Annotated in this window: 22 protein-coding genes and 1 pseudogene; 11 read left to right on the top strand and 12 right to left on the bottom strand. The window is 70.6% G+C overall.

Annotated elements, in window-relative coordinates; genetic code table 11:
* Positions 1-62 precede the first annotated feature (62 nt).
* From AB0G74_RS18565 to AB0G74_RS18545, 5 genes and pseudogenes are all read right to left on the bottom strand, one after another.
* On the bottom strand, positions 63-824 hold the full coding sequence (locus tag AB0G74_RS18565) for a succinate dehydrogenase iron-sulfur subunit (protein WP_361147364.1): 762 nt from the start codon (positions 822-824) through the stop codon (positions 63-65).
* A complete protein-coding gene (gene sdhA / locus AB0G74_RS18560) occupies positions 824-2,578 on the bottom strand; it encodes a succinate dehydrogenase flavoprotein subunit (RefSeq protein ID WP_361147362.1) in 1,755 nt (584 codons plus the stop codon). The genes AB0G74_RS18565 and sdhA overlap by 1 nt, the downstream gene beginning before the upstream one ends.
* A 21-nt stretch (positions 2,579-2,599) precedes the next feature.
* Positions 2,600-3,076, bottom strand: coding sequence for a succinate dehydrogenase hydrophobic membrane anchor subunit (locus AB0G74_RS18555; protein ID WP_358823943.1), 477 nt, complete (start codon positions 3,074-3,076; stop codon positions 2,600-2,602).
* A gap of 7 nt (positions 3,077-3,083) precedes the next feature.
* Positions 3,084-3,464 (bottom strand): succinate dehydrogenase, cytochrome b556 subunit, encoded by a 381-nt coding sequence (gene sdhC, locus AB0G74_RS18550; protein WP_078902167.1) that lies wholly within the window; start codon positions 3,462-3,464, stop codon positions 3,084-3,086.
* A gap of 501 nt (positions 3,465-3,965) precedes the next feature.
* A pseudogene (locus tag AB0G74_RS18545) lies at positions 3,966-4,409 on the bottom strand (2-oxo-4-hydroxy-4-carboxy-5-ureidoimidazoline decarboxylase); the annotation flags it as partial.
* 665 nt (positions 4,410-5,074) lie between these two features.
* Between AB0G74_RS18545 and AB0G74_RS18540 the strand changes: the two are divergent.
* The 5 genes from AB0G74_RS18540 (at position 5,075) to AB0G74_RS18520 (ending at position 11,308) form a co-directional block, all read left to right on the top strand.
* Complete coding sequence (locus AB0G74_RS18540; RefSeq protein ID WP_361147480.1) at positions 5,075-6,562, top strand: glycoside hydrolase family 20 protein; 1,488 nt, start codon at positions 5,075-5,077, stop codon at positions 6,560-6,562.
* Positions 6,563-6,915: 353 nt separating this feature from the next.
* Positions 6,916-7,818: a DUF4328 domain-containing protein gene (locus tag AB0G74_RS18535; protein WP_361147358.1), complete on the top strand. Its 903-nt coding sequence runs from the start codon at positions 6,916-6,918 to the stop codon at positions 7,816-7,818.
* A gap of 305 nt (positions 7,819-8,123) precedes the next feature.
* A complete protein-coding gene (locus AB0G74_RS18530; RefSeq protein WP_361147355.1) occupies positions 8,124-8,729 on the top strand; it encodes a hypothetical protein in 606 nt (201 codons plus the stop codon).
* 396 nt (positions 8,730-9,125) lie between these two features.
* Entirely contained in the window at positions 9,126-9,875 is a 750-nt protein-coding gene (locus tag AB0G74_RS18525; RefSeq protein ID WP_361147352.1) for an RNA polymerase sigma factor, read from the top strand.
* Positions 9,875-11,308 carry a hypothetical protein gene (locus tag AB0G74_RS18520; RefSeq protein WP_361147349.1) on the top strand — a complete coding sequence of 478 codons (1,434 nt, stop codon included), beginning with the start codon at positions 9,875-9,877 and terminating at the stop codon, positions 11,306-11,308. Before AB0G74_RS18525 ends, AB0G74_RS18520 begins: the two co-directional genes overlap by 1 nt.
* Positions 11,309-11,514: 206 nt before the next feature.
* Here AB0G74_RS18520 and AB0G74_RS18515 read toward each other — a convergent pair whose 3' ends face one another.
* Entirely contained in the window at positions 11,515-12,420 is a 906-nt protein-coding gene (locus AB0G74_RS18515) for a L,D-transpeptidase family protein (protein ID WP_361147346.1), read from the bottom strand.
* 243 nt (positions 12,421-12,663) lie between these two features.
* Here AB0G74_RS18515 and AB0G74_RS18510 point away from each other — a divergent pair, with 243 nt between their 5' ends.
* Both AB0G74_RS18510 and leuE read left to right on the top strand, forming a co-directional pair.
* Complete coding sequence (locus AB0G74_RS18510) at positions 12,664-14,268, top strand: methylmalonyl-CoA mutase family protein (RefSeq protein ID WP_361147343.1); 1,605 nt, start codon at positions 12,664-12,666, stop codon at positions 14,266-14,268.
* 72 nt (positions 14,269-14,340) lie between these two features.
* Positions 14,341-14,997, top strand: coding sequence for a leucine efflux protein LeuE (gene leuE, locus AB0G74_RS18505; protein ID WP_361147340.1), 657 nt, complete (start codon positions 14,341-14,343; stop codon positions 14,995-14,997).
* A 628-nt stretch (positions 14,998-15,625) separates the two neighbouring features.
* Here leuE and AB0G74_RS18500 read toward each other — a convergent pair.
* The 3 genes from AB0G74_RS18500 to AB0G74_RS18490 form a co-directional block, all read right to left on the bottom strand.
* Positions 15,626-17,506, bottom strand: a complete 1,881-nt coding sequence (locus tag AB0G74_RS18500) for an Imm49 family immunity protein (RefSeq protein ID WP_361147337.1) — start codon at positions 17,504-17,506, stop codon at positions 15,626-15,628.
* Between the two features lie 201 nt (positions 17,507-17,707).
* A complete protein-coding gene (locus tag AB0G74_RS18495; protein ID WP_361147335.1) occupies positions 17,708-18,175 on the bottom strand; it encodes a hypothetical protein in 468 nt (155 codons plus the stop codon).
* Positions 18,172-18,423: a hypothetical protein gene (locus AB0G74_RS18490; RefSeq protein ID WP_361147332.1), complete on the bottom strand. Its 252-nt coding sequence runs from the start codon at positions 18,421-18,423 to the stop codon at positions 18,172-18,174. Before AB0G74_RS18490 ends, AB0G74_RS18495 begins: the two co-directional genes overlap by 4 nt.
* 324 nt (positions 18,424-18,747) lie before the next feature.
* Between AB0G74_RS18490 and AB0G74_RS18485 the strand changes: the two genes are divergently transcribed.
* The 3 genes from AB0G74_RS18485 (at position 18,748) to AB0G74_RS18475 (ending at position 20,787) form a co-directional block, all read left to right on the top strand.
* Entirely contained in the window at positions 18,748-19,548 is an 801-nt protein-coding gene (locus AB0G74_RS18485) for a helix-turn-helix transcriptional regulator (protein WP_361147478.1), read from the top strand.
* Positions 19,538-19,840 (top strand): DUF397 domain-containing protein, encoded by a 303-nt coding sequence (locus tag AB0G74_RS18480; protein ID WP_361147330.1) that lies wholly within the window; start codon positions 19,538-19,540, stop codon positions 19,838-19,840. Before AB0G74_RS18485 ends, AB0G74_RS18480 begins: the two co-directional genes overlap by 11 nt.
* A gap of 200 nt (positions 19,841-20,040) precedes the next feature.
* On the top strand, positions 20,041-20,787 hold the full coding sequence (locus tag AB0G74_RS18475; RefSeq protein ID WP_361147327.1) for a class I SAM-dependent methyltransferase: 747 nt from the start codon (positions 20,041-20,043) through the stop codon (positions 20,785-20,787).
* Positions 20,788-20,962: 175 nt separating this feature from the next.
* Here the strand turns inward: AB0G74_RS18475 and AB0G74_RS18470 are convergent, their stop codons facing one another.
* Positions 20,963-21,928 carry a pyridoxal-phosphate dependent enzyme gene (locus AB0G74_RS18470; RefSeq protein ID WP_361147475.1) on the bottom strand — a complete coding sequence of 322 codons (966 nt, stop codon included), beginning with the start codon at positions 21,926-21,928 and terminating at the stop codon, positions 20,963-20,965.
* A 223-nt stretch (positions 21,929-22,151) separates the two neighbouring features.
* Between AB0G74_RS18470 and AB0G74_RS18465 the strand changes: the two genes are divergently transcribed.
* A complete protein-coding gene (locus AB0G74_RS18465) occupies positions 22,152-23,372 on the top strand; it encodes an amidohydrolase (protein ID WP_361147473.1) in 1,221 nt (406 codons plus the stop codon).
* Positions 23,373-23,459: 87 nt separating this feature from the next.
* On the opposite strand, the gene AB0G74_RS18460 is transcribed toward AB0G74_RS18465, so the two are convergent.
* Together AB0G74_RS18460 and AB0G74_RS18455 are read right to left on the bottom strand one after the other, a co-directional pair.
* Positions 23,460-24,110: a hypothetical protein gene (locus AB0G74_RS18460; protein ID WP_361147324.1), complete on the bottom strand. Its 651-nt coding sequence runs from the start codon at positions 24,108-24,110 to the stop codon at positions 23,460-23,462.
* 24 nt (positions 24,111-24,134) lie between these two features.
* Positions 24,135-24,437, bottom strand: coding sequence for a hypothetical protein (locus tag AB0G74_RS18455; RefSeq protein WP_361147322.1), 303 nt, complete (start codon positions 24,435-24,437; stop codon positions 24,135-24,137).
* Positions 24,438-24,529: the final 92 nt, after the last annotated feature.

The raw sequence follows: 24,529 nt of genomic DNA, 5'->3' as shown, positions 1-24,529 counted from the left end.
GACGCGGGACCCGTCGTCGAGCCCGTCGTAAGGCCGCCGCCGTCACCGGCGGCGAGGCCGCGTCAGTAGCGGCGGGTGATCAGCGCCCGCTTCACTTCCTGGATCGCCTTGGTGACCTCGATGCCGCGCGGACAGGCGTCCGTGCAGTTGAAGGTCGTCCGGCAGCGCCAGACGCCGTCCTTGTCGTTGAGGATCTCAAGGCGCTGCTCCCCGGCCTCGTCACGCGAGTCGAAGATGAAGCGGTGGGCGTTGACGATCGCCGCCGGGCCGAAGTACTGCCCGTCGTTCCAGAACACCGGGCACGACGAGGTGCACGCCGCGCACAGGATGCACTTGGTGGTGTCGTCGAACCGCTCGCGGTCCTCGGCGGACTGCCGGCGCTCGCGGGTGGGCTCGTTCCCCTTGGTGATCAGGAACGGCATCACGTCGCGGTACGCCTGGAAGAACGGCTCCATGTCCACGACCAGGTCCTTGAGGACCGTCAGGCCCTTGATGGCCTCGACCGTGATGGGCTTCTCCGGGTTGATGTCCTTGATCAGCGTCTTGCAGGCGAGCCTGTTCTTGCCGTTGATCCGCATCGCGTCGGAGCCGCAGATGCCGTGGGCGCACGACCGCCGGAAGGTCAGCGTTCCGTCGAGGTCCCACTTGATCTTGTGGAGGCCGTCGAGGACCCGCTCCTTGGGGTCGATCTCGAACTCGAAGTCCTCCCAGACCGCATGCTCGGACAGCTCCGGGTTGAACCGGCGGATCCGGAACGTGACGGTGATCAGATGGGACGAGGCCGCCGCCTCCGCCTCCACCTTGTCCATGGTCGGGGTAGCCATCAGTACTTACGCTCCATCGGCTGGTAGCGGGTCTGGACGACCGGCTTGTAGTCGAGCCGGACGGTCTCGGAGCCGTCCTCGCCGACCTCGCGGTACGCCATGGTGTGGCGCATGAAGTTGACGTCGTCGCGGTTGGGGTAGTCCTCGCGGTAGTGACCGCCGCGGGACTCCTTGCGGGCCAGTGCGGAGACGGCCATGACCTCGGCCAGCTCCAGCAGGTTGCCCAGCTCGACGGCCTCCAGCAGATCCGTGTTGAAGCGCTTGCCCTTGTCCTGGACGGACACGTTCTTGTAGCGCTCGCGCAGCTCGGCGATCTTCTCGACGGCCGTCTTGATGGTCTGCTCGGTCCGGAACACCATCACATTGGCGTCCATGGTCTCCTGCAGCTCGCGGCGGATCTCCGCCACGCGCTCGTTGCCCGTGGAGTCCCGCAGCCCCTCGATCAGCTGCTCGACCAGGGATCCCGGGTTCTCCGGCAGCTCGACGTAGTCGGCGGTGGCGGAGTACTCGGCGGCGGCGATGCCCGCGCGGCGCCCGAAAACGTTGATGTCCAGCAGCGAGTTGGTGCCCAGCCGGTTGGCGCCGTGCACGGAGACACAGGCGACCTCACCGGCGGCGTAGAGGCCCGGGACGACGGTGGTGTTGTCGGCCAGCACCTCGCCCTCGACGTTGGTCGGGATGCCGCCCATGGCGTAGTGCGCGGTCGGCTGGATCGGGATCGGGTCCGTGTAGGGCTCGATCCCGAGATAGGTCCGGGCGAACTCGGTGATGTCGGGCAGCTTGGCGTCCAGCTGCTCCGGCGGCAGATGCGTCAGGTCGAGGTAGACGTGGTCGCCCTCGGGACCGCAGCCGCGGCCCTCGCGGATCTCCGTGTAGATGGAGCGGGAGACCACGTCGCGCGAGGCGAGGTCCTTCATGACGGGCGCGTACTTCTCCATGAAGCGCTCACCGTCCTTGTTGCGGAGGATGCCGCCCTCGCCGCGGGCGCCCTCGGTGAGCAGGATGCCCATCCGCCAGATGCCCGTCGGGTGGAACTGGAAGAACTCCATGTCCTCCAGCGGCAGACCGCGCCGGTAGCAGGCCGCCTGGCCGTCACCGGTGAGGGTGTGCGCGTTGGAGGTGACCTTGAAGAACTTGCCGTTGCCGCCGGAGGCGTAGATCACGGCCTTCGCCTGGAAGATGTGGATCTCACCGGTGGCCAGCTCGTACGCCACCACACCGGCGGAGTGCTTGACCCCGTCGACCTCGGTGATCAGCTGGTCCAGGACGTAGAACTCGTTGAAGAACTCCACGCCCTCCTTGACGCAGTTCTGGTACAGCGTCTGGAGGATCATATGACCGGTGCGGTCCGCGGCGTAGCAGGACCGGCGGACCGGGGCCTCGCCGTGGTTGCGCGAGTGGCCGCCGAAGCGGCGCTGGTCGATGGTGCCGTCCGGGGTCCGGTTGAACGGCAGACCCATCTTCTCCAGGTCGAGGACGGCGTCGATGGCCTCCTTCGCCAGGATCTCGGCGGCGTCCTGGTCGACCAGGTAGTCACCGCCCTTGACCGTGTCGAAGGTGTGCCACTCCCAGTTGTCCTCTTCCACGTTCGCCAGCGCGGCGGCCATGCCGCCCTGCGCGGCGCCCGTGTGGGAGCGGGTCGGGTAGAGCTTGGTCAGTACCGCCGTACGGCTGCGCTTGGTGGCCTCGATGGCCGCGCGCATGCCCGCGCCACCGGCGCCGACGATGACGGTGTCGTACTTGTGGATCTTCATGAGGTGTCGTCAGCCCCGGCTCTAGCGGATGTTCGGGTCGAAGGTGAAGATCACCAGCGTGCCCAGCAGGATGGTGAACACCGTGGCGGTGTACAGCAGGCCCTTGAGCCACAGCCGCGTGTTCGGGCGCTCGGCGTAGTCGTTGATCACGGTACGCAGGCCGTTGGCGCCGTGCAGCATGGCGAGCCAGAGCATCAGCAGGTCCCAGACCTGCCAGAACGGGGACGCCCAGCGGCCCGCGACGAACGCGAAGCCGATCTTGGAGACGCCGCCGTCCAGCACCAGCTGGATGATCAGGTGGCCGATGACCAGGACGACCAGCACCACACCCGAGAGCCGCATGAACAGCCAGGCGGCCATCTCGAAGTTGCCGCGGGTGGAGCGGGGGGTGCGGCCGGTCCGCTTGCGCGGGGGCTCGATCACCGGCGCCGGGTTGTCGACGTCGTACTGAGGACCGGTCTCGACGGGGCCGATCGCGGAAGAGGTGTCAGCGGACATAGCGGCGTCAGCCTCCGAAGACTTCGCGTGCGGCGTGGCCGAGGACGGGGTACAGGGCACCCGCCATCAGCACGATCCAGATGCCCATCACGGTCCAGAGCATCTGCTTCTGGTAGCGGGGTCCCTTGGACCAGAAGTCCACGGCGATGACCCGCAGGCCGTTCAGCGCGTGGAAGAGTACGGCCGCCACCAGGCCGTACTCGAGCAGGGCGACGATCGGCGTCTTGTAGACGGCCACGACCTTGTCGTAGTCCTCTGGGGAGACGCGGACGAGAGCGGTGTCCAGGACGTGGACGAACAGGAAGAAGAAGATGAGGACGCCGGTGACTCGATGAGCCACCCAGGACCACATTCCTTCCCGGCCGCGGTACAGCGTTCCAGCCGGCACGGAAGAACCCTCCGGGAGCGGGGACTGGGGCCTGCCGGCTTGGGTTGTCGGTCTGGCCCGGCCGGGTACGGTCCACCGGCCCCGGCCATCGTAGCGACGCTTTGTCGGTTCGTTCGCGCGGGGTCCTCCGGTGTGATCAAACCGGCAGTCGAAGAGCCACGGACGGGCTACCGGGGAACCGGGGGAAGGCCCGTCCGCCGGATCCTGCCCGATTCCGGTCCCGCCGGCCGCGAAACGCCGCCCGCCACCTGGGCGCGGCCGGTTCCGCCGGGGTGCGAGGCACGGCTGCGCCGGGGTGAGAATCCGGTTCGGCGGGGGTCAGCGGTCCGGTTCCGCCGGGTTCACAGGTGTCACAGGGGCCACAGGCGCCATCGCGCCCGCGGGTTCCGGCGCGCCCGCCGACCCGCCCGGCGGCGCGCCCGCCGACCCGCCCGGCGGCACGCCCGCCGACCCGCCCGGCGATCCGCCGGGCGGGGGATACGGCTCCGCCCGCCCCGCCGCGAGCTGCCGCAGCCTGCTCCGGGCCACGCCCCGCAGCTGCTCGGCCGCGACCTCCCGTTCGTGGTCGGGCTCATGGGCCAGCCGCAGCCGGATGTCCGACAGGATCTGGTCCAGCTGCTCGTCCGGCCGGTAGCCGTCGAGACAGATCACGAACGTATGACCGAACCGCTCCTCGTACGCGTCCTGGGCCGCCGCCAGCGCCATCAGCACATGCGGGCCGTGCGGTGCCTCCGGATGCGGCCCGGCCGGATACTCGTCGGCCAGCGCCTCCGCGACGTCCCGGGGCGTCAGGTCGTACGCCGCCTCGTCCGCCGCGGCCAGCAGGGCGGCCGTATCCGGGTAGGGGCGGTGCGCCGTCACCCGCTCGGCCCAGCGCGTGCTGCCGCAGCAGGCGAGCAGCGCGGCGACGGCTTCCTCCGGCGGCGCCTCGTTCAGCCGGGTCACACCCGGGGCGGTCCGCCGTACGGCCCCGCCCCGCTCCGGTGGCCGGGAGCCGCCCGCCGCCCCACCCTGGTGCCCGAGGGCGCGTCCGTCGTCCGAGGTCCGGGGACTGGCGGTGGCCTGCGCGGGTAGGACGAACCCGGCGGCGGGCGGACCGCGCAGGGCGTCCGGCAGGCCGGTCCCGGTCTCGGAATCGCTGAACAGCGTGGGCTCCTCGGGGCGGAGGACGTCGGGGACGACCGCGACGGCGGCGGAAAACTGGTGAGGGAGGGGCGAATGGGACACAACGCTATCCAGGTGTACGAGCAGACGTCCGACGGATGCGCGATTTTCACCCGGACGGGAGGGTTTCGGACCATGTGATGGACGGAAGATGGACAGATCTTGACGTTCCTGACCGGACGGGATGGAACGGATGCCCGACATCCGAGCGGACGAACGGCGACGGCTGAGTTTCCGGGCCCCCCGGACGCGACAACCGGGCCGGAGGAGGACGAGTGATATCGACCCGGGTCATACCCAACCCGGCCCCGGCTCCCCGGTCACGCCGCCGCGCCCGGCGCGTCGCGGCTCTCGCCCTGCTCACCGCCGTCACGGCCGCCGCCTGTTCCGGCGGCGGTACGAACTCCGGCACCGACCCCGGTACGGGCTCCCGGTCGGGTACCCCGGTGCCGTCGCCCGCGAAGACCCGGCTCCCCCCGCCGACCAGCGATCCGGACAGCACCCTCCCCCTCTCCACCGCGCCCGCGACCGTCCCCGCCGTCACCCGCCACACCCCCGCCCGGGGCCCCGGCTGGAAACCCGGCCCCGGCTCCCGGGTCGTCGTCGCCCCCGGCCGGGCCCGCCTCGCCGACGAGGCCCGGCTGCTCGCCCGGGAAATCGGCATCCCCTACGCGGGCGAGGACCCCGTCCGGCGCGGCGACATCGAACTCACCGACGGCACGGGCGCGCCCAGCGGACCGGAGTCGTACACCATCCGCACCGGCGGCGACCGGGTCCTGATCACCGGCCGCGACCCGGCGGGCGTCTTCTACGGCACCCGGACCGTGAAGCAGGCCCTCCGCTCCGGCGGCACCGTCCCGGAGGGCGAGATCACCGACGGGCCCGCCCGCCCCCAGCGCGGCCTGATGATCGACATCGCCCGTAAGCCGTTCGCGGCGGCCTGGATCGAGGACCGGCTGCGGGAGATGGCGGACCTCAAGCTGAACCAGCTCGGCCTGCACTTCTCCGACGACCAGGGCTTCCGGATCGAATCCACCCGCCACCCCGAGGTCGTCTCGGCCGACCGGCTGACCAAGGCGGAGGTCCGGCGGATCCTGGCCCTCGCCGAGTCCCTGCACATCACGGTGATCCCCGAGATCGACTCGCCAGGCCATCTCGGCGCGGTCCTGAAGCACCACCCCGAACTGCGGCTGAGGGATTCCGCCGGACGGGTGGTGCCGGGCGCGATCGACATCGGGAACCCGGGGTCGGCCCGGCTCGTCGACGAACTGCTGCGGGAGTACGCCGGACTCTTCCCGGGCCGCTACTGGCATCTGGGCGGCGACGAGTACCAGGCGCTGACCCGGCGTAACCCGGAGGCGTCCTTCCCGTCCCTGGCGGCGAAGGCCCGCGCGGCGTACGGCCCCGGGGGCCGGGTGAGCGACCTCGCGACCCGCTGGGTCAACGACCGGGCGGCGGTCGTCCGGGCCCTGGACCGGGTCCCCAAGGCGTGGAACGACGGCTACTTCCGGGGCGGCGAGGTCTCCGTCGCGAAGGACGTCGAGGTCGAGTACTGGACGGGCAAGGAGATCGGCGCGCGCCCGCCGGAGGAGTATCTGGCGGAGGGCCGCCGGGTGGTGAACCTCAACGACGAGTACCTCTACTACGTACTGGGCGAGCCCAACGACTTCACCTACCCCACCGGCCGCCGCATCTACGAGGAATGGACCCCCCTGACCCTGCGCGGCACGAAACCGGTCCCGAGCCGGTACGACTCCCGGATACTGGGCGCGCGCTTCGCGGTCTGGTGCGACCTGTCGAAGGCCCAGACCCCGGCACAGGTGGCGCAGGGCATCCGCCTCCCCCTGGCGGCCCTCTCCCAAAAGATCTGGAACGCGTCCCCACCGCCGCGGAACTGGCAGTCCTTCGAGTCCCTGGCCCGCCGACTGTCCTGACCCCGGGGCCTTGCCCGGTCCCAGCCCGGGGGGATTCCCGCCGCGACGCCGGGCCACTTTGTCAGGGCCCCGGCGGGGGAAGCATTTCAGGGGCGCTGGGGGTCCCCCCACGCCGCCAGGCGTAGGGGGCGGAACTGCGCGACAGGCCACGACGGGCGCGCGGCCCGAATCGCACGGTCATCGGCAGACGGGACCGGCTTTGGCGCGAGGTATCACCCGCGCACGAGGGGATCCCGTTGGACGGCGGCGCCTCCGGACGCGTACGGTCCGCAGACGCCCGTGGCGGGGACACGGCCGAGCCGCTCCGCACGGCCGTGCTGAATCCTTTTTCTCCGCGCCAGGGGGGCGTATCGATGACACCCTGTTCCATTTGCCGCCGGAACCCCGCGGCCACCGCGCAGGGCCTGTGCCAGCAGTGCGCCGCGAGCGCCACCGCCGTCGGCGCCCCGGGCCCGGTCCCCGGCCCGGGTCCCGTACCGCCGCCCGGCCCCGCGTCGCCGCCCGCACCCGGCTACGGCTACGCCCCGATGCCGCAGTACGCTTCGGCGCCCCGCGCGTACGGGGGCCCCACCCGGCAGGTCAAAGCCCCGGTTGGGCTCTCCTACGCGGTGATCGTGTTGCTCTGTCTGACGATCGTGGCCAAGCTGTTCGCCATCGGCGCGGCGATGAACGTGAGCAATGTCGCGAAGGACATCAAGGACGCGCCGCCGTTCGGGGTCACCCGGGACGAGGCCGACGACGCGGACAGGCTGATCGCCCTGTCCATCTCCTTCGAGATGACAGTGCTCTTGGTAACGGGTGTGCTGTTCATCATCTGGTTCGCCGTAGCCCGGGCCAACGCGTCCGCCTTCGCCCCCGACATCACCCGCTGGGGACGGGGCTGGGCGATCGGCGGCTGGCTCATACCGTTCGTCAATCTGGTGATCCCCAGGCTGGTCGCGGGAACCATCTGGGAGGCCAGTCGCTTCAACCCGTACGGCCCCAAGGACCAGCAGCCGCCGACGCTCCTTACGGCCTGGTGGACGGTGTGGGTCGTGAGCACAGTGGTGGAACTCGGTGCCAACCAGAACTACATCAAGGCGGAGACGCCTGATGAGTTGATCACGGCCGCGAACGCCATGATGTTCGGGAGCGTCACCGCGATCGCTGCCGCCGTGCTGGCGATCCTGGTCGTCCGCAGGGTCACCGTGATGCAGAAGGAGAAGGTGGCGGGGGGCGGCCAGCCGATTCTGCCGTCCTTGCCGGTGATGCGGTAACGCCTCTCGGCGTCCGGCGTTTGCCGACGGTACGGGCCCACCCGGGGGAGTGCGGGCCCGCACCGCGGCCCCGGAGGGCTCGGACGGGCGACCGCAAGGCCCCCGCAAGCCACTCTCCGGTTGGCCCGAATGTAACAGAAGCATGGCGTAAGTGTGTGCGATTCGGACTGAGTTGGTGGAGTAACGGACGACTCCCGCCGTTCCGGACTCCCTGAACCCATGGCGCGATACCCCCGAAGCGAGTAGTTTGCGCCACGAGTTCGCAGGTGGAGCGAGCGGCCCAGGGCCGCGAGGGGAGGCGTCCCGTGACGTCCGGTGGCCTGAGTGACCTGAGGGAATTGATCGAGCGGGCCGACGAGCGCGCGCTCGCGGCCGGTGGTGTGGCCTGTTTGGAACGGTGCCTTCCGCTCCTCGGCGACGACGCCGCCGACCCCGAGGCGCTGCGCCCCCTGTGGGCGGCGCTCGGCAACGGCCCCGCGCACTGGTCGGCGCGGCTCGCGGAGGCGCGGGAGTCCCTGAAGGGCCCGCCGGAGCGTGACCCGGGCGGCGACACCGGCGCGCCCGACGCCGCCGACGGTCTGGGTGCCGACGCCGTACGCGCCATGCTGGAGTCGGCCCCCGCCGAGTGGGCCACGGGCCCGCTGCGGACCTGGGCGGACGAGTGCTCCGCCGTATCGCTGGCCCTGCACCGCCGCTACGGCACCGGCGACGACGCCGCACCCGACGAAGCCGCTCCGGCCGACCCCCTCACGGCCGGTGAGCTGCGACGTCAGATCCGCATCCTGAACCTGCTGGCCGACGGCACCGGCACGGCCGGTCTGCGGCAGGCGCTCAACGCCGCGACGGAGGGCCGCCGGGTCCTGGCCGCGGCCGTCTCCCGTCGTGCCCGTGGCGGTGGACCCCGCACCTGAAGTGCTCGAAATGTGGCGTGCGTCACGCCGCCGCGTCGATGGGTGTGAAATCCGTACCGCCGGTGAGACGAGCGGTGGAGAGAAGACCGGGAGAGGGCCCGGGGAAGGCTCGAAGGAGGACGACCGGGGCCGCCACCCCCCACAGGAGAGGCCCCGGTCGCCGTCCGCAGGGTCCGCTGTACGGCCCCGTAACCCACTCTGCGCCGGGCGGTCGATTTCTGTCACTGTCCGTTCGGACGAGGTCGCTCGCGATTTTGTTGCAAGTTGTACAAGCCGTGGACGGGGCGCTGTACGACGACGTAGCGTGCAGGCTCGTACAAGGGCTGAGAGCAGAGCGGCGCAGCGCTGACCGGCTGCGAAACCGAACAGGCACAGACACGGGTACAGGTAGAGATTGTGCTGGGGGACGACGCGGAGCTGACAGCCGCGGTGCTCGCGGCACAGGGCGGGGACGAGTGCGCGTTCCGTTCTGTGTACCGCGCGGTGCACCCGCGGCTGCTCGGCTATGTGCGGACGCTCGTCGGGGAGCCCGACGCCGAGGACGTGACGTCCGAGGCATGGCTCCAGATAGCCCGCGACCTGGACAGGTTCAGCGGGGACGCGGACCGGTTCCGGGGCTGGGCGGCGCGCATAGCCCGTAATCGCGCGCTGGATCACATCCGGATGCGGGGGCGGCGTCCGGCGGTCGGCGGGGACGATTCGGAGCTGGCCGGGCGGGCCGCCGATTCGGATACCGCGGACGAGGCGATGGAGGCGCTGGCCACCGGGGACACCATGGCCCTGATCGCCCGGCTGCCCCAGGACCAGGCGGAGGCCGTGGTGCTGCGGGTGGTCGTGGGGCTGGACGCCAAGACCGCCGCCGAGACGCTGGGGAAACGGCCGGGGGCCGTGAGGACCGCCGCCCATCGGGGGCTGAAACGGCTGGCCGAACTGCTCGGCGGCGACGATCCGGAGGGCGTCAGTCCCGTCCCGCCGGAATCGGCGGGTGACAACCCCGGGACCGCGGACGATTCAGCCGGGGCCGGGGGGCGGCCGGAGCGGATCCGGGGGCTGGACGGCGTTCCGCCGCAGCGGGGCGGGAAGCGGGGGGAGAGGGAGTCCGCGGGTGTGACGCATTCCCGTTGGCGGACGCAGAAGGACATGTGATGGCCGATGACCGGAACGAGTGGCTCGACCAGGTGACGGCGGAGCTTCTGTTGCGCGGTGAACCGGTCGGGGACCTCGGAGACCTCGGCGAACCCGCGCATACGGAAGCCGTACGGCTGGCCGAGGCGCTGCGCGCCGCCGCCGAACCGGAGGCCGTTTCCGGCCGCGCCGACGAGGAGTTGCCGGGTGAGGACGCGGCCGTCGCGGCGTTCCGGGCGGCCGGCGCGGCCCGGGCCGTAGCGGCGGAACCGGGTACGCGGTCGGCCGTGGCCTTCGACGCCGTCGGGAGTGACGGCGATGGTGACGAAAAACCCGGCCTTGTCACCCTGGGTGCCGTCCGGACCGGGACCGCGAAGGGGTCCGGAACCGGAACCGGGACCCGGACCAGCGGGGACCGGTCGGCCTCCGGCAAGCGGCGCCGGGTGGCGCCGCTCAGGCTCGGATTCGTGGCCGCCGTGGCCGGATTCGCCATCGGCGGGGTCGCCGTCGCCTCCGGCGCGGACTTTCTGCCTTACCCGTTCGACGACACGAGTACGTCCGCGACCGGCAGGACCGTTCCCGGGGAGACCTCGGCGGGTCCGCTGGGCGAGGGGCGGGGCGAGGCGAACCGTACGCCCGGCGGCTCCGACCGCGAGGGCCCTTCGGGTCTGCCGTCCCGGCCGGTCAAGGGCACCGGGATCGGGCAGAGCGAGCGGACCGGGGGCGGGAAGTCGAGCCGGACCGCGAAGGCGTGCCGCGACTACCGTGCGGGTGCCGTGGCACCGGAGGCGCTTCGGATGCTGGCGCGGGAGGCCAAGGGCCGGGCCTGGATCGCCGCGTACTGCGATCGGGTCCTCGGCCGGTCCGACGGTACGCGACCGGGCGCGGGCAGCGGTGACGCCCGGGGCGGCCAGGGCGACGGGCCGAAGGCGGAGCACGGCCACGGCCACGGTCATGACCACGGGCCCGGCAACGGCAATGGCGGCGGCAACAGCGGCAAGGGCAAAGGCAACGGCAACGGCGGCCAGGGCAACGGCAACGGCAACGGCAACGACAACGGGAACGGGAACGGGAACGGGAACGGGAACGGCGGAGCAAACGGGAACGGCGGCGGTGGCGTCGGCGGCAACGGCCAGGGGCCCGGCAACGGCAATGCCAACGGGAACGGCGGCGGCAACGGCCAGGGCAACGGGAACGGCGGTGGCAACGGCTACGGGAACGCCAACGGGAACGCCAACGGCCAAGGCGGCGGCCAGAGCCAAGGCCAGGGCCAGGGCCAGGAGACCCGTCCCGGCCAGGCCGGTCCCCCCGGCCACGACCCCGACAGCGGCCCGCCGACCCGCTATCTCCAGCACGACCCGGACGCCGGGACCGAAACCGGTGCGGCACCGGGCGACGATGCCGCGGCCGACACCGGCCCGGCCGCGCTTCCGCCGTTCCACGTACTCGCCTGACCTGCGGTTTCGACCGTATTCCCAAGCCGGTGTGACATTTTCGCGAACGGTGGCGCTGTAGAGAGTGAGCCGACTGGTCATCGGCGAGCGCCATAGAGCCGGGGTTCCCCCCGTACCTACGGCTTGGCGCACCGGCGCGGGCGGGGCACGTTCCCCCGGTCCCGTCCGCGCCCCTTCTCCCTACCGACCTTCCTCGCGGACCTTCCTCACCAGTGGACGACGACTTTGTCGCCGATCCGTACCTGGTCGAAGATCGCGGCGAGCGCGCCCCGGTCGCGGACGTTCACACAGCCGTGGGACGCGCCGTTGTACCCCTGGGCGGCGAATTCGGCGGAGTAGTGGACGGCCTGGCCGCCGCTGAAGAAGAGACTGAGCGGCATCGGGGTGTCGTACAGATTGGAGACGTGGTCCCGTTCCTTCCGGAACACCGAGAACACGCCTTCCCTGGTCGGGGTCTCCTTGCCACCGAAGCGGACGTCCATCGCCGACCTGACCTTCCCGTCGACCACCCACGACAGGGTGCGGGACGTCTTGCTGACGCAGAGCACCCGGCCGTTGAGGCATTGCGGGTCCAGTGCGGCCTTCGGCTTCGTCTCGGCGGTCCTGCCGTCCAACTCGGCCCGGGTCGGTCGTTTTGTCATACCGCGCAGCCGTTCCCAGGTCACCGTGTCGACGGCGCCGGTGACGGCCAGGCCCCGTTTCTCCTGGAAGCCGCTCACGGCCGATGCCGTCACCCGGCCGTACGTGCCGGTGGGCCGCTCGCGGAACCAGTCGAGCTGGGCGAGCCTGGCCTGTAGCTCCCGGACCCGCTCGCCGCTGTCGCCCCGCTCCATCAGCACGGGACCGGGCGGTGGAGTGGACGGCTCCGGAGCCGACGGCGCCGACGAAGTCGCGGACGGGGACGGGTGCGCCGACGGGGAAGTCTCCGGTGCGGGCGACGGCACGGCCGGCCGAGTGGACTCGGGGCGCGTGACGGGCGAGGCCCCGCCGTCCGACTTCGCATCGACGCTGACGGACGGTTCCTCGGCCGCCCGTGCCGTACAGCTCACGGTGAGAGCGACGACCGCTGCCGCCGCCAGTGCCTTCTGTACGTATCCGATGTTCTCGGCCATCGCCGCGCCCCCTATACGTGTGTACCTGTATCGACCCGGTACCGCCTATGTCTGTGGTGTCCCCCGAGGATGCTCCCCCCGGCCTGCCGGGGCGTCCGTTGTTGAGCATCATGAGGAAGACGAGGAGAAAACGACACCCCGAGATCTCCGGGAAGCCGAAACAGGCCGGATCCGGTCGCCACCTGGCGACATCGATGAATTCCGGTCACCCCACCGACCCGTACGAAGGCGAGGCGAGACGCGATGCCGGACCCCCGCGAATCCGAGTCCGGACTGCCCGTCGAGCCGGTCTACGGGCCGGAGGCGCTGGCGGACTGGGACCCCGTACGAAAGCTGGGCGCCCCGGGGGCGTACCCCTTCACCCGGGGCGTCTACCCGACCATGTACACCGGCCGCCCCTGGACCATCCGGCAGTACGCGGGCTTCGGCACCGCCGCCGAGTCCAACGCCCGCTACCGCCGGCTGATCGCCGACGGCACCACCGGTCTCTCCGTCGCCTTCGACCTGCCCACCCAGATGGGGTACGACTCCGACGCGCCGCTCGCCCACGGCGAGGTCGGCCGGGTCGGGGTCGCCGTCGACTCCCTCGACGACATGCGGGAACTCTTCGCGGGCATCGCCCTCGACCAGGTCTCCACCTCGATGACCATCAACGCCCCGGCGGCCCCGCTGCTCCTGCTCCTCCAGCTCGTCGCCGCGGAGCGGGGTGTTCCGGCGCACCGGCTGAGCGGCACGATCCAGAACGACGTCCTCAAGGAGTACATCGCCCGGGGCACGTACATCTTCCCGCCGGGCCCGTCGCTGCGACTGGTCGCGGACACCTTCCGCTACTGCCGGGCCGAGCTGCCCCGCTGGAACCCGATCTCCGTCTCCGGCTACCACATGGCGGAAGCCGGGGCGTCCCCGGCGCAGGAGGTCGCCTTCACCCTCGCCAACGCCGTCGCCTACGTCCGTACGGCGCTCGCGGCCGGGCTCACCGCCGATGAACTCGGCCCCCGGCTGTCGTTCTTCTTCGTCGCCCGGACGACCCTCCTGGAGGAGATCGCCAAATTCCGGGCGGCGCGGCGGATCTGGGCCCGGGTGATGCGGGACGGATTCGGGGCCCGTGACCCCAAGGCGCAGACCCTGCGGTTCCACACCCAGACCGCCGGGGTGCAGCTCACGGCCCAGCAGCCCGAGGTCAATCTGGTCCGGGTGGCGCTCCAGGCGCTCGGCGCGGTCCTCGGCGGCACCCAGTCCCTGCACACCAACGCCTTCGACGAGGCGATCGCCCTGCCCACCGAGCGCTCGGCCCGGCTGGCGCTCCGGACCCAGCAGGTCATCGCCTACGAGACCGATGTCACCGCCACCGTCGACCCTTTCGCCGGGTCGTACGCCGTGGAGAGCCTGACCGACGCCCTGGAGACGGAGGCGGTCCGGCTGATGGACCGGATCGAGGAGCTGGGCGGGGCGGTCGAGGCGGTGGAGCTGGGCTTCCAGAAGGGGGAGATCGAACGGAACGCGTACCGGATCGCCCGGGAGACCGAGGACGGCGAGCGGGTCGTGGTCGGCGTCAACCGCTTCCGTACGGACCAGGCCGACGAGGCCGGGCGGCCGTACGAGCCGCTGCGCGTCGACCCTTCGATCGAGACCCGCCAGAAGGCGAGGCTGGCGGCGCTGCGGGCGGACCGGGACGGGGCGGCGGTCGGCTCGGCGCTGGCGGCCCTCCGGGCGGCGGCGGGCAGCTCCGCCGGGGAGAACGTGCTGTATCCGATGAAGGAGGCGCTGCGGGCGCGGGCGACGGTGGGGGAGGTCTGCGACACGCTCCGGGAGATCTGGGGTACGCACCGCCCACCTGCGGGTTTCTAAGAGACCCCGGGGTTGTTCACGGTTGTCCACAGGGCTGGACGGCGATCCGTACGGGTGTGCGACACTCGCGGCATGTTGGGTGTCATCGACCTTCCGACCTACTTGGCCGGACTCGTACTGATCATTCTGCTGCCGGGGCCGAACTCGCTCTACGTCCTCTCCGTCGCGGCCCGCCGAGGCGTGCGCTCCGGCTATCGCGCGGCGGCCGGTGTCTTCACCGGGGACGCGGTGCTGATGGTGCTCTCGGCGGCGGGTATCGCGTCGCTGCTCAAGACCAACGACCTGCTCTTCGGGATCGTGAAGTTCGCGGGCGCGGGCTATCTGACGTGGCTGGCGGTGGGCATGCTGCGGGCGGCGTGGGGCATGTGGCGCAGCCGGGGCGACGCGCTGATACCGCAGGCGCCCGATGCCGGGCAGACCGCCGAGACGGAGCGCCCGTTCCGGCGGGCGCTGGTGATCAGCCTGCTCAACCCCAAGGCGATCCTGTTCTTCATCGCCTTCTTCGTCCAGTTCGTGGACCCGGCGTACTCGTACCCGGCGCTGTCCTTCGCGGTCCTCGGCGGCCTGGCGCAGATAGCCAGCGCGCTCTATCTGTCACTGCTGATATTCGCGGGCACGCACCTCGCGGAGGCGTTCCGCCGCCGCAAGCGCCTCTCGGCGGGCGCGACATCGGCGGCGGGAGCGCTCTTCCTGGGCTTCGCGGTCAAACTCTCCCTCAGCAGCACGTAGCCCTGCGGGCGGCCCGCGCCACGAGACCCCCGTCTGCGCTCGGGGGCGGCCACCCGGACGCCACGATCCGGGCTGCGCCCAGCGACCCGAGCTTGTTCGCGGCCTGCGGACCGCATGTGGCTTGTCTCGCAGTTCCCCGAGCCCCTAAATGCCTCCCCGGCACCGCTCCTGGAAAGGTGCCCGTCTCTCTTCGAGGGCGGTCAGGAGGGCAACCCAGGGGCGCTGGGGGTCCCCCCATCGCCGAAGGCATAGGGGGCGGAACTGCGCGACCAGCCACCCACCGGGCCGCAGGCGCGAGTGAGACATCGCCCGGCAGGGCAGACGGCGTGGGCGATGCCCGGGAGGGCATTTAGGGGCGCGGGGAACTGCGCGAACAACCACGACGGTGGCGCGGTCCGCGAACTAACTGAGGGCGCCGGGCGCGGCCCGGATGGTGGGGCGATGCCCGGGAGAGCCAGGGCGCTGGGGGTCCCCCCATTGCCGAAGGCATAGGGGGCGGAACTGCGCGAACAACCACGCACGGGCCGCGCGTGAAACACAACCGTCCGGCCTACGGCGGGAGTCTTCAGGGGCACGGGGACCTGCGAGGACAGGCACAGACGGGCGCGGACAGGCGCAGACGGGTGCCTCAGGGTGCCGAGGGCAGGACGCCCTCGGGGAGGTACGGGGAGGAGACGGGGACATGCCAGCCCATACGACGCACATGGCAGACGAGCGCCAGCACATCCAAGTCCAGCACCGCGTGATGCGTCTCCGACAGCTCCCCGGTCGAATAGTGCTCCCGGTGCCGCTCCAACGTGTCCACCAGCGCCAACGCGAACCCTTCCCGGTCCCCTTCCACCACCTGTGAGAGGAGGACGACCGGCGGCGCGGGCCGGCGCGTGTGCTCGTACGCGGCGGCGACGGCCAGCGCCCGGTCCACCGCCGGTACGGGGTCCACGCCCCGGAGGTAGTCGTGCAGCGCCGCCCCGTACGCGGTGATGTCCGTCGGATGCGCCGCCGCCGCGAAGAACGACGGCTCGACGAGGACGCACGCCGCCAGCGACGCCCGGTCGCCGGTGATCAGCGCCAGGGCAATCGCGTCCTTCCAGAACCCGGGTTCGCCCGCGGGGCCCGGCCCGGCCGGAAGGTTGCGGGCGGTCCCGGCGATGCTCACCGGCAGCAGGGTGCCCTGCGGGGCGCGGGCCAGCCGGAGCGCCCCGGCCCCGGCTTCCGTCGCGGTTCGCAGCAGTTCGGGCAGTCCGGGGTCGCGGCCTTCGGGGTCGCCCGCGACCCGTTGGAGGAAGAGCCAGAGCCGTCCGCGCATCACCTGCTTCAGTCCTCGCGCCACCCGCCCCGGGTCGGTGTCGGGGTCGTTGAAGAGGGCCAGTTCACCGGCCACGTAGTTCGCGAAGGAGGAGATGTCCGCACCGTCGTCGGTGCCGTCGTCGGCAGAGTTCAGGGCGTACGGGTGCGCGGGCCGGTCGACCTCCAGGGGCCCGGCGGCCAGCGCCGCCACCGCGTCGGGCCTCTTGTCGTGCCCGTACGGCCCGACCCGCCCGCGCGGCGGCCGGAAACCGGAGACCGGCCCCCGGGGCAGATACCCGGATTCGATCGGCAGCGGCCATTCGTGCCAGCGGACGGCCATCGCCGCGAGGGCGATGGCGTCCATCGGGAGGAGCCCGCTCAGCGTCGGCCGGGCGTACGAGGACTCGACGGCCCGGTGCCGTTCGACCTGCGCGGCGAGGGCTTTGACGAATCCGTCCCGGTCTCCGGAGGCCAGCGCCCGCAGGCTGACGAGCGCGGCCCGGTACTGGTGGCCGAGGGTGGGGTCGGGGTCGACCCGGTCGCAGATGGCACCGATCAGCTCGGCCCGTACCGCCTCGGAGAGCGGCTCCACATCCGGGCCCATGCCGATACCCGGGTCCAGGTCCGGATCCAGCTCCGGAATCAGCCCGGGAAGCGAACCCAGGCCCGGACCCGGGCTCTGCCCCGGGTGCGGCTTGGGCTCCGGCCGGTTCTCCGCGTGCCCGTATACGTAGATCATCAGCGCGTGGATCAGTGCCACATCCGGCCGGGACTCCTGACCGGCGAGCGGCGGCGCGGTCTCCGCGAAGAGGACCCCGTGTTCGTCGGACGTCCCCGCAACGTACGCCAGCAGAAACGCTTCCAGCCAGATATGCGGCCGGATCGGGGCCGTCGAACCGGGTACGGGCGCGTCGTGTTCCACACCCGTACCCGTGTAGTCGATCCAGACCCGGCAGCTCCGGCCCGCCGCCAGCGCCACCGCGCCGACCGCCGCCGATGCCGCCGACTCGATGGCGATCCTGGCGTCGGCGTCGGTCAGTTCCGGATGCGTCACCGACCTCGCCGCCGCGTACTCCACCAGCGATTCGGCGATCAGCTGCCAGCCGCCCGCCGGGCGCTGGTCGTGGCCCATCATCCGGACGTCACCGGCGATCCGCCCGGCGAATCCCTCCAGCGCTTCCGCGATCGCCGTCCGCTCCACCTGATGACGCTCGATCCGCATGACCCGCCGCCCCTCTGCCCCTGGCCCTCGGCCCACCCGTGGTCACACACCTACGAGTCGATCTTGAACCATCGGGAGAGGAACGGCCACTGACATCGGAACTATCACGCGGAGTGACGACGGACCGTGCGAACGTACGCCGCCCCGGCCGGGGTTCGGCCGGGGTCCGGCCGACGGGCGGCCAGGGCTTCGGGCCGGGCGTCAGTCGGCGGTCGGCCGAAGGCCGGTGGGACCGCCGAACTGCTCGTCCAGCCGCAGATACTCCGGGCTCGTGAGCGTTGCCTCGTACTCCGGATCGGAGAATTCGAAACTGTGCCCGCCCGGATGTCCGGCAAAGAGCGTGCACGCGTCATTCTCCGCGCCGGGTGCTCCATTGTCGGCCGGGCAATCCCGCAGAATCCCCACGGCGGAAGGCGTTATTCCGGTGGTCCACCGAGCCCAAATAGCGCCCTCGTCCGCACTGTCGTGTTCCCGGATCAGATCGTAATGCGGACCCTCTGGATGGGATTCCAGCGCGCAGCGCAGACTTGTCATGATCCGAATCGGATGGACCGGCGGATCGGGTTGCAGCTCCTGGGTGAGAACGATGAGCTGGAGCGGTAGTCGCGCCTGTGCCGCACAGATCGTACGCCCGTCCCCGGCCACCGCCGGTCTTTCCGGCGCGCTCATTTCAGATCCTCCCGGCGGCTGGCCTCATTGGCCTCGGCGACGGCCTTCCGGATTCGATCCATGGGCTTCACCGGGGTCAGATCGGCCACGGCCGCGTCCCACTCCTGACCTCCGCCGACCGGCCTGAGCTGCACGAGTCGGCTGACCCTGTCCATCACCCGGCCCACCTTGTGGGTGGCCGAGTCGAGGACCACGTCCCCGACGGCGGGAATGTACGCGACCGGTGCCGCGTCCCCGTCGGCGGTCACCGGAGTTTCCTTCGGAGCCCGCTCGCGAGGGCTTTGAGGAGTTCCGGCGTGACGGGAGCATAGCCGGTCCTGGGAACCCACTTCGGCGCGAGATGCCAAATGCCCCCGGCTTTCAACAACTGATGCAGATCCGCCGATTCGAACAAATGGGCGGTGGGTGTGAGGTGCTTGGTCATGGCTCGTTGCCGTATCCCTTCGGTCACCGGTGAGTTTCTGTTTTCCGGGACAAGCTTCGAGGCAAGTCGGTAGCCTCCGAAAGGGGGTCAGCTGTGACTCCGGATAACGCACGCAGAGAGCAAGGAAGTTGCAGAGGAGTGTGTGACGATGACGAAGCCTTACGGAGAGTGGCTGCGGGAGCAGCGCATCAAGGCGTCCATGACACAGCAGCAGTTGGCGGACGCCGCGATCATGACGCGTACGCACATCGCCCATATCGAAGGGGGGCGGCGGACACCGTCGGAGGAGGACGCGAAGCGCTTGGACCGGGCGCTCAACACGGGTGATGTGCTGACGAACTTCAGGCCGGGGGCGGATGCGCATCCCGTGGCTGACCACTTCGCGGCGGCGCTTCAGTTCGAGGGCCAGGCTTCGGTCATTCGGGAGTTCGCCCTTACGTATGTCCCGGGCATCCTCCAGACCCCGGAGTACGCCCATGCTGTGATGCGAATCGCCTACCCGCCGGTCAGCATGGAGGAACGTGACAAGCGGGTCGCCACCCGCATAGAGCGTTCGAAGATTCTGGCCGATCCGGTGGACCCGATCATCTGGGTACTGCTCGACGAGAGCGTGCTGAGGCGCCCCATTGGGGGACCGAAGGTGATGGCCCGCCAACTCCACCACATCGCCGACCTGGTGGAGAAGGAGCGGATCCGGCTCCACATCATCCCGTACGGTGCCGGGGCCTACCCCTTGCTGGAAGGCATGGTCACCCTGATGTGGTTCGAGGACCAGCCGCCGATCGCCTACGTTGAAGGTGTCCAGACGGGCAAGGTGCACGACGTTCAGCCAATGGTGGAGATCATCCAGGGCAGCTATGACCACACCCTGGCCGAGGCGCTGCCGCTGACCGAGTCCCTGGCCCTCGTGAGAGCTATTGCGAAGGACTACGAAAGCGATGACAACTGAGCGGATACTCCTCGACGCATCCGTGCTGACGGGCTGGCGCAAGTCCAGCTACAGCGGTTCGTCCAACGGTAGCTGCGTCGAGGTCGCCGACGGCTATACGACAGCCTGGAGCGGCTGGCGCAAGTCCAGCTACAGCGGTTCTGACAACGGTAGCTGCGTCGAGGTCGCCGACGGCTATCCCGTCGTCCCCGTCCGGGACTCGAAGGACCCCTCCGGCCCGGCTCTGGTGTTCCCCGCCACCGCCTGGTCCGCCTTCGTCCACGGCCTGAAGGACGACGGCGTCACCTTGTGACACAACCCCGTCACCGGACGCCCGGCCCTCTCGTGGGCCGGGCGTTCGCGTGCCTATCCTCGGCGGACGCGCCCGTCCGGCCGGACGGGCGCGCGAGCGATGAAGGAGTCGCGGAATGTTGGTGACCGTCCCTGTGACCGGCTTCGGCCGGTCGGACTTCGTGCAGACCTTGATCTTCTCGGATGTAGGGACTTCCACGAATGGACCACCTGCGTTACTTCGTCATCCGTGAGGGCGGTCGCCGTCTTCACAACCCGCTGACCTCCGACCAACTCGCCGCCCTCGGCCGGACGCTCCGGCTGGAGAAAGGGGCGCGGGTACTCGATCTGGCCAGCGGCTCGGGCGAGCTGCTCTGCACCTGGGCGCGGGATCACGGGATCACGGGCACCGGAGTCGACATCTGTCCGGAGTTCACGGACCGGGCCGACGCCCGGGCCCTCGAACTCGGGGTCGACGGCCTGGTGCGGTTCGTCCACGGCGACGCGTCCGACTACGTCGCCGACGAGCCCGTCGACCTCGCGTGCTGTCTGGGCGCCAGTTGGATCGGCGGCGGGGCCGCCGGAACGGCGGAGCTGCTGCGGCGCAGTCTGCGGCCGGGCGGGACGGTGCTGCTGGGAGAGCCGTTCTGGCGGCGGGAGCCGCCCGACCAGCGCGCCGTGGAAGCCTGTCACGCCTACGACGCGGACGGCTTCCCCACCCTGCCCGAACTGCTCGCGTACTTCGGGGAGCTGGACTACGACGTCGTCGGGATGACGATCGCCGACCAGCAGGGCTGGGACCGCTACAAGTCGGCCCAGTGGCTCAGTATGCGGCGCCATGTGACCCGTCACCCCGATGACGGCCTGGCCGGCCTGCTCCGGGCCGAACTGGCCGCGGAACCGGCCGAGTACGCGCGTTATGAACGCGAGTACCTGGGCTGGGGGGTGTTCGCCCTGATGGCCCGCTGAGGTGAGGAGGGGCCCGGCGCGATACCTGGGGACCCAGGGCCGCCGGGCCGCCTCCGGAGCCGTAGACCCGCCTTCCCCGCACCGTACGCCTGCCTGCCCGCCCGTCACACCGTCACACCGCGCCCCGTCACCTCGCCCGGGTCCGGCGGACCGCCACTGAGCTGCGGTTTTACCTCTATCCGGCCACGCCCCAGCGGACCGCGTCCGAGACGGTCGCGTTACCGCCGCAGACGATCAGACCGATCCGGGCGTCCGGGCCGACCCGGTCCAGGACGAGCCGGGCGGCCGGGATCAGACAGCCCGCCGCAGGCTCCGTCCACACCTTCGCGTGCTCGGCCATCTCGGCGACGCCGCGTACCGCCGCCGCGTCTGTGACAACGACGACGTCCTCCACCAGGGCCGTCACATGCTCGAAGGTCATTTGTGACACCGACGGCGCGCTGAGAGTGGTCACCAGGGACGACAGCTCGACCGGTACCGGACCGCCCGCCGCCAGGGCGCGGGACATCGCCTCGGCGCCCACCGTCTCGACGCCCCAGATCCGGACCCCGGGCAGCAGGGCCTTCAGGGCGACCGCGACCCCGCTGATCAGCCCGCCGCCGCCGATGCTGACCAGGACGTCGGTCGGCGCGGCGGCGCCGGTGGCGGGCAGGTCCTCGGCGAATTCGAGACCGACCGTGCCCTGGGCGGCGGCCACCAGGGAGTCGTCGAAGGGGTGGACCAGGGTCAGGCCCTCCCCGCGCAACCGCTCCATCAGCTCGAACGCCTCGGCCATGGTGTCGGTGAGCCGGACGTGGGCGCCCGCCGCCTCCGCCGCCGCGATGGACCGGGCCGGGGCCGTACGGGACATACAGACGGTCGCCTTGATGTCGAGCATCCCGGCGGCGACCGCGACGGCCACGCCGTGATTGCCGCCGCTGACGGCGACCACGCCCGCCGCGCGCCGGGCCGGGTCCAGGGAGAGCAGCTTGGCGAGCGCGCCGCGCGCCTTGAAGGAGCCCGTGCGCTGGAGCAGCTCCAGCTTGGCGGTGACAGGGGCGCCGAGGAGTTCGGACAGGCCGGGGGAGACCACGGTGGGGGTACGGACTACGCGGCCCTCGATCAGCCGGGCTGCCGTGCGTACGTCCTCGATGCCGATCATTCGGTTCATGTCCGTCATTCCGTCATCCTCGCACCGGCGGTGGCGTGCCGGGAGGCGGCGGGGACGGGGGGCCTGTACGGTCGGAAAGGGCGTGAGGATACCCACACGGGTGGAGAGCCATGCACACGCGCCGGTGTTTTCTTCCCCTAACCGATTGAACTTTCTTTGATCAGTGGGCAGTTGACCCCCTGCTGGGCCTACTCTTCAACAGGTGAACCAACTGATGTCCCGCGATTCCGAGTCCGAAACCGAACCGTCCGGGAGCGTCGCACTGCCCGGCACACTGTCCGAAACGCTGTGTGCCGAGCTGATCGCGTTCCGTCGCGACCTCCATATGCATCCGGAGCTGGGCAACCAGGAATTCCGGACCACCACGGCGATCAAGAACCGGCTCGAAGCGGCCGGGCTCGCGCCGCGCGTTCTCGCGGTGGGCACCGGACTCGTCTGTGACATCGGCACCTGGGACGGGGTCGCGCCGATGCTGGCGCTCCGCGCGGACATCGACGCCCTGCCCATCCCGGACACCAAGACATCGGTCCCGTACCGCTCGACCGTGCCGGACCGGGCCCACGCCTGCGGACACGATGTCCACACCACGGCCGTCCTCGGCGCCGGGCTCGTACTCGCCGAGCTGGACCGCGCCGGGCTGCTGCCCGCCCCGGTCAGGCTGGTCTTCCAGCCGGCCGAGGAGGTCCTGCCGGGCGGCGCGCCCGACGCGATCGACTCCGGGGTGCTCGACGGGGTCGGACGGATCATCGCCGTGCACTGCGACCCCAAGGTCGACGCCGGGTCCATCGGACTGCGGCCCGGCGCGATCACCTCCGCCTGCGACCGCCTGGAGATCACCCTCGACGGCCCCGGCGGCCACACCGCCCGCCCCCACCTCACCACGGACCTCGTCACGGCGGCGGCGAAGATCGTCACCGACGTCCCGGCGATGATCGCCCGCCGCGTCGACGCGCGCGCCGGGCTCGCGGTCACCTGGGGACGGATCGAATCCGGCCACGCCTGCAATGTGATCCCGCAGCACGCGGAAATGTCCGGAACCGTACGCTGCCTCGACCTGGAGACCTGGCGCGAGGCGCCGGACCTGGTGCACGCGGCGATCGACGAGATCGCCACGGTCCACCGGGCGAAGTCCCAGATCGACTACATCCGCGGAGTCCCCCCGGTCGTCAACGACCCGGCGGTCACCGAACTCCTCCGCGCCGCCCAAACGGCCCGCCGCGGCGCCCATACGGTCGAGGACACGGAACAGAGCCTCGGCGGCGAGGACTTCTCCTGGTACCTCGAACACGTCCCGGGCGCGATGGCCCGCCTGGGCGTCCGCCGCCCCGGCGACACGGTCCGCAGGGACCTCCACCGGGGCGACTTCGACGTGGACGAGGAGGCGATCCGCGTGGGCGTCGAACTCTTCACAGCGGCGGCGCTGCTGAACGCCTGACGGGGGCGGGGCCACTCACGAAGAATGGCCCCGCCCGCAGCGCCCCAAGGCGACGGGGCGCCTCAGTTCTTGCTGATGGCGCTCTGGCTAATTCTCGCGAACTCGCCAGTCGGCACCGGTCAGCGACTTCAGATTCTCAATGAGCCCATCCGATTTGGCCCCGATGGTCATCGCGGTCCTGCCGGGAGTCACTGGCCCCACGTCTGCCAACATGTCCTCGGCCATATACGACCGCCACCCGGCGGCAGGCCATGCGGACTGTCGGAACGCTACCTCGCGGAACTTCTCATCGAGAATGCTCCTTGCACCCTCCTGCGAAATGTCCGAAGACCAGTAGACGAATGGCGCCGCCTCGATCGTTTCGGTGAATACGTGATGGAAGATGAACTCCTCCCATCCTCCCGGTAGGCGTCGCCACGGCTCATCATCTTTCGCCTCGAAGACCGCCCCTGGCGTCCCGCGATCAAAGGCCCAGGCCCAGCCGCCCTGGTCCCCCAAGAAGATGTACTTGCCTTCCTCTTCGGCCAGCTCCGACAACGGCAGCAGCCGCTTCACCCCCTCCGTGGGGACACCCCAGATGGCGCTTAGCTCGTGGCACTTCCGCAGCCCGTCGGGGACCCAGCTGAACCGAGGGTCATTTCTGTCTGGCGCGGGATTCGGGGGGCCGTGCCAGACGAACAGGAAGTCCGCCAGTTCGACAGATTTCGGGTCGATTGAAATATTGTTCATCAATTCCATCCATCCCGACTCAATGGATCTGGGTCACGGGATCCCGAGAACGCCGGAAACCGCTTCGTGCACTTGAGTCGCAATGTGAGAAAGCTGTTTGAGATCATCTTCGTTCTTGACGGCCCGATCCATTTGCCACTCGATGAACATGGGCGCGAACCAGATGAGTTGCACGAGCCTTGTCTCCACCGTCTCGCCGGCGGCCGGGGGAATGCGAGAAAGCAGTGCTACATAGGCTTCACCGGCAACCGGGTCGAATTCTCCGGAACGAAGTTTGCCGAGGAAACCTGATTCGTCGTCCCACGCTTCGTCCAGAAGTTCCAGTAGCTCGTTCATTATCACCCTCGCCGACACGTGCGACCGGATCAGAACCTATTTAATAACGTTGCCGTCAGTGTTGCCGTCAAACGCCCGAAGGAGCCCCGTCA

Origin of the sequence: Streptomyces sp. NPDC020875 (assembly GCF_040641415.1) — a bacterium.
GTDB lineage: Bacteria > Actinomycetota > Actinomycetes > Streptomycetales > Streptomycetaceae > Streptomyces.
Note: the sequence above shows the minus strand (reverse complement) of the source record. Positions and strands in the feature narration are given on the sequence as shown.

Bases quoted from the DNA above. Each gene is read 5' to 3' on its own strand.
- AB0G74_RS18565 (WP_361147364.1), bottom strand. From the start codon at position 824: ATGGCTACCCCGACCATGGACAAGGTGGAGGCGGAGGCGGCGGCCTCG.
- sdhA (WP_361147362.1), bottom strand. From the start codon at position 2,578: ATGAAGATCCACAAGTACGACACCGTCATCGTCGGCGCCGGTGGCGCG.
- AB0G74_RS18555 (WP_358823943.1), bottom strand. From the start codon at position 3,076: ATGTCCGCTGACACCTCTTCCGCGATCGGCCCCGTCGAGACCGGTCCT.
- AB0G74_RS18535 (WP_361147358.1), top strand. From the start codon at position 6,916: ATGACACCCTGTTCCATTTGCCGCCGGAACCCCGCGGCCACCGCGCAG.
- AB0G74_RS18520 (WP_361147349.1), top strand. From the start codon at position 9,875: ATGGCCGATGACCGGAACGAGTGGCTCGACCAGGTGACGGCGGAGCTT.
- AB0G74_RS18515 (WP_361147346.1), bottom strand. From the start codon at position 12,420: ATGGCCGAGAACATCGGATACGTACAGAAGGCACTGGCGGCGGCAGCG.
- AB0G74_RS18510 (WP_361147343.1), top strand. From the start codon at position 12,664: ATGCCGGACCCCCGCGAATCCGAGTCCGGACTGCCCGTCGAGCCGGTC.
- leuE (WP_361147340.1), top strand. From the start codon at position 14,341: ATGTTGGGTGTCATCGACCTTCCGACCTACTTGGCCGGACTCGTACTG.
- AB0G74_RS18500 (WP_361147337.1), bottom strand. From the start codon at position 17,506: ATGCGGATCGAGCGTCATCAGGTGGAGCGGACGGCGATCGCGGAAGCG.
- AB0G74_RS18495 (WP_361147335.1), bottom strand. From the start codon at position 18,175: ATGAGCGCGCCGGAAAGACCGGCGGTGGCCGGGGACGGGCGTACGATC.
- AB0G74_RS18485 (WP_361147478.1), top strand. From the start codon at position 18,748: ATGACGAAGCCTTACGGAGAGTGGCTGCGGGAGCAGCGCATCAAGGCG.
- AB0G74_RS18480 (WP_361147330.1), top strand. From the start codon at position 19,538: ATGACAACTGAGCGGATACTCCTCGACGCATCCGTGCTGACGGGCTGG.
- AB0G74_RS18475 (WP_361147327.1), top strand. From the start codon at position 20,041: ATGGACCACCTGCGTTACTTCGTCATCCGTGAGGGCGGTCGCCGTCTT.
- AB0G74_RS18470 (WP_361147475.1), bottom strand. From the start codon at position 21,928: ATGATCGGCATCGAGGACGTACGCACGGCAGCCCGGCTGATCGAGGGC.
- AB0G74_RS18465 (WP_361147473.1), top strand. From the start codon at position 22,152: ATGTCCCGCGATTCCGAGTCCGAAACCGAACCGTCCGGGAGCGTCGCA.
- AB0G74_RS18460 (WP_361147324.1), bottom strand. From the start codon at position 24,110: ATGGAATTGATGAACAATATTTCAATCGACCCGAAATCTGTCGAACTG.
- AB0G74_RS18455 (WP_361147322.1), bottom strand. From the start codon at position 24,437: ATGAACGAGCTACTGGAACTTCTGGACGAAGCGTGGGACGACGAATCA.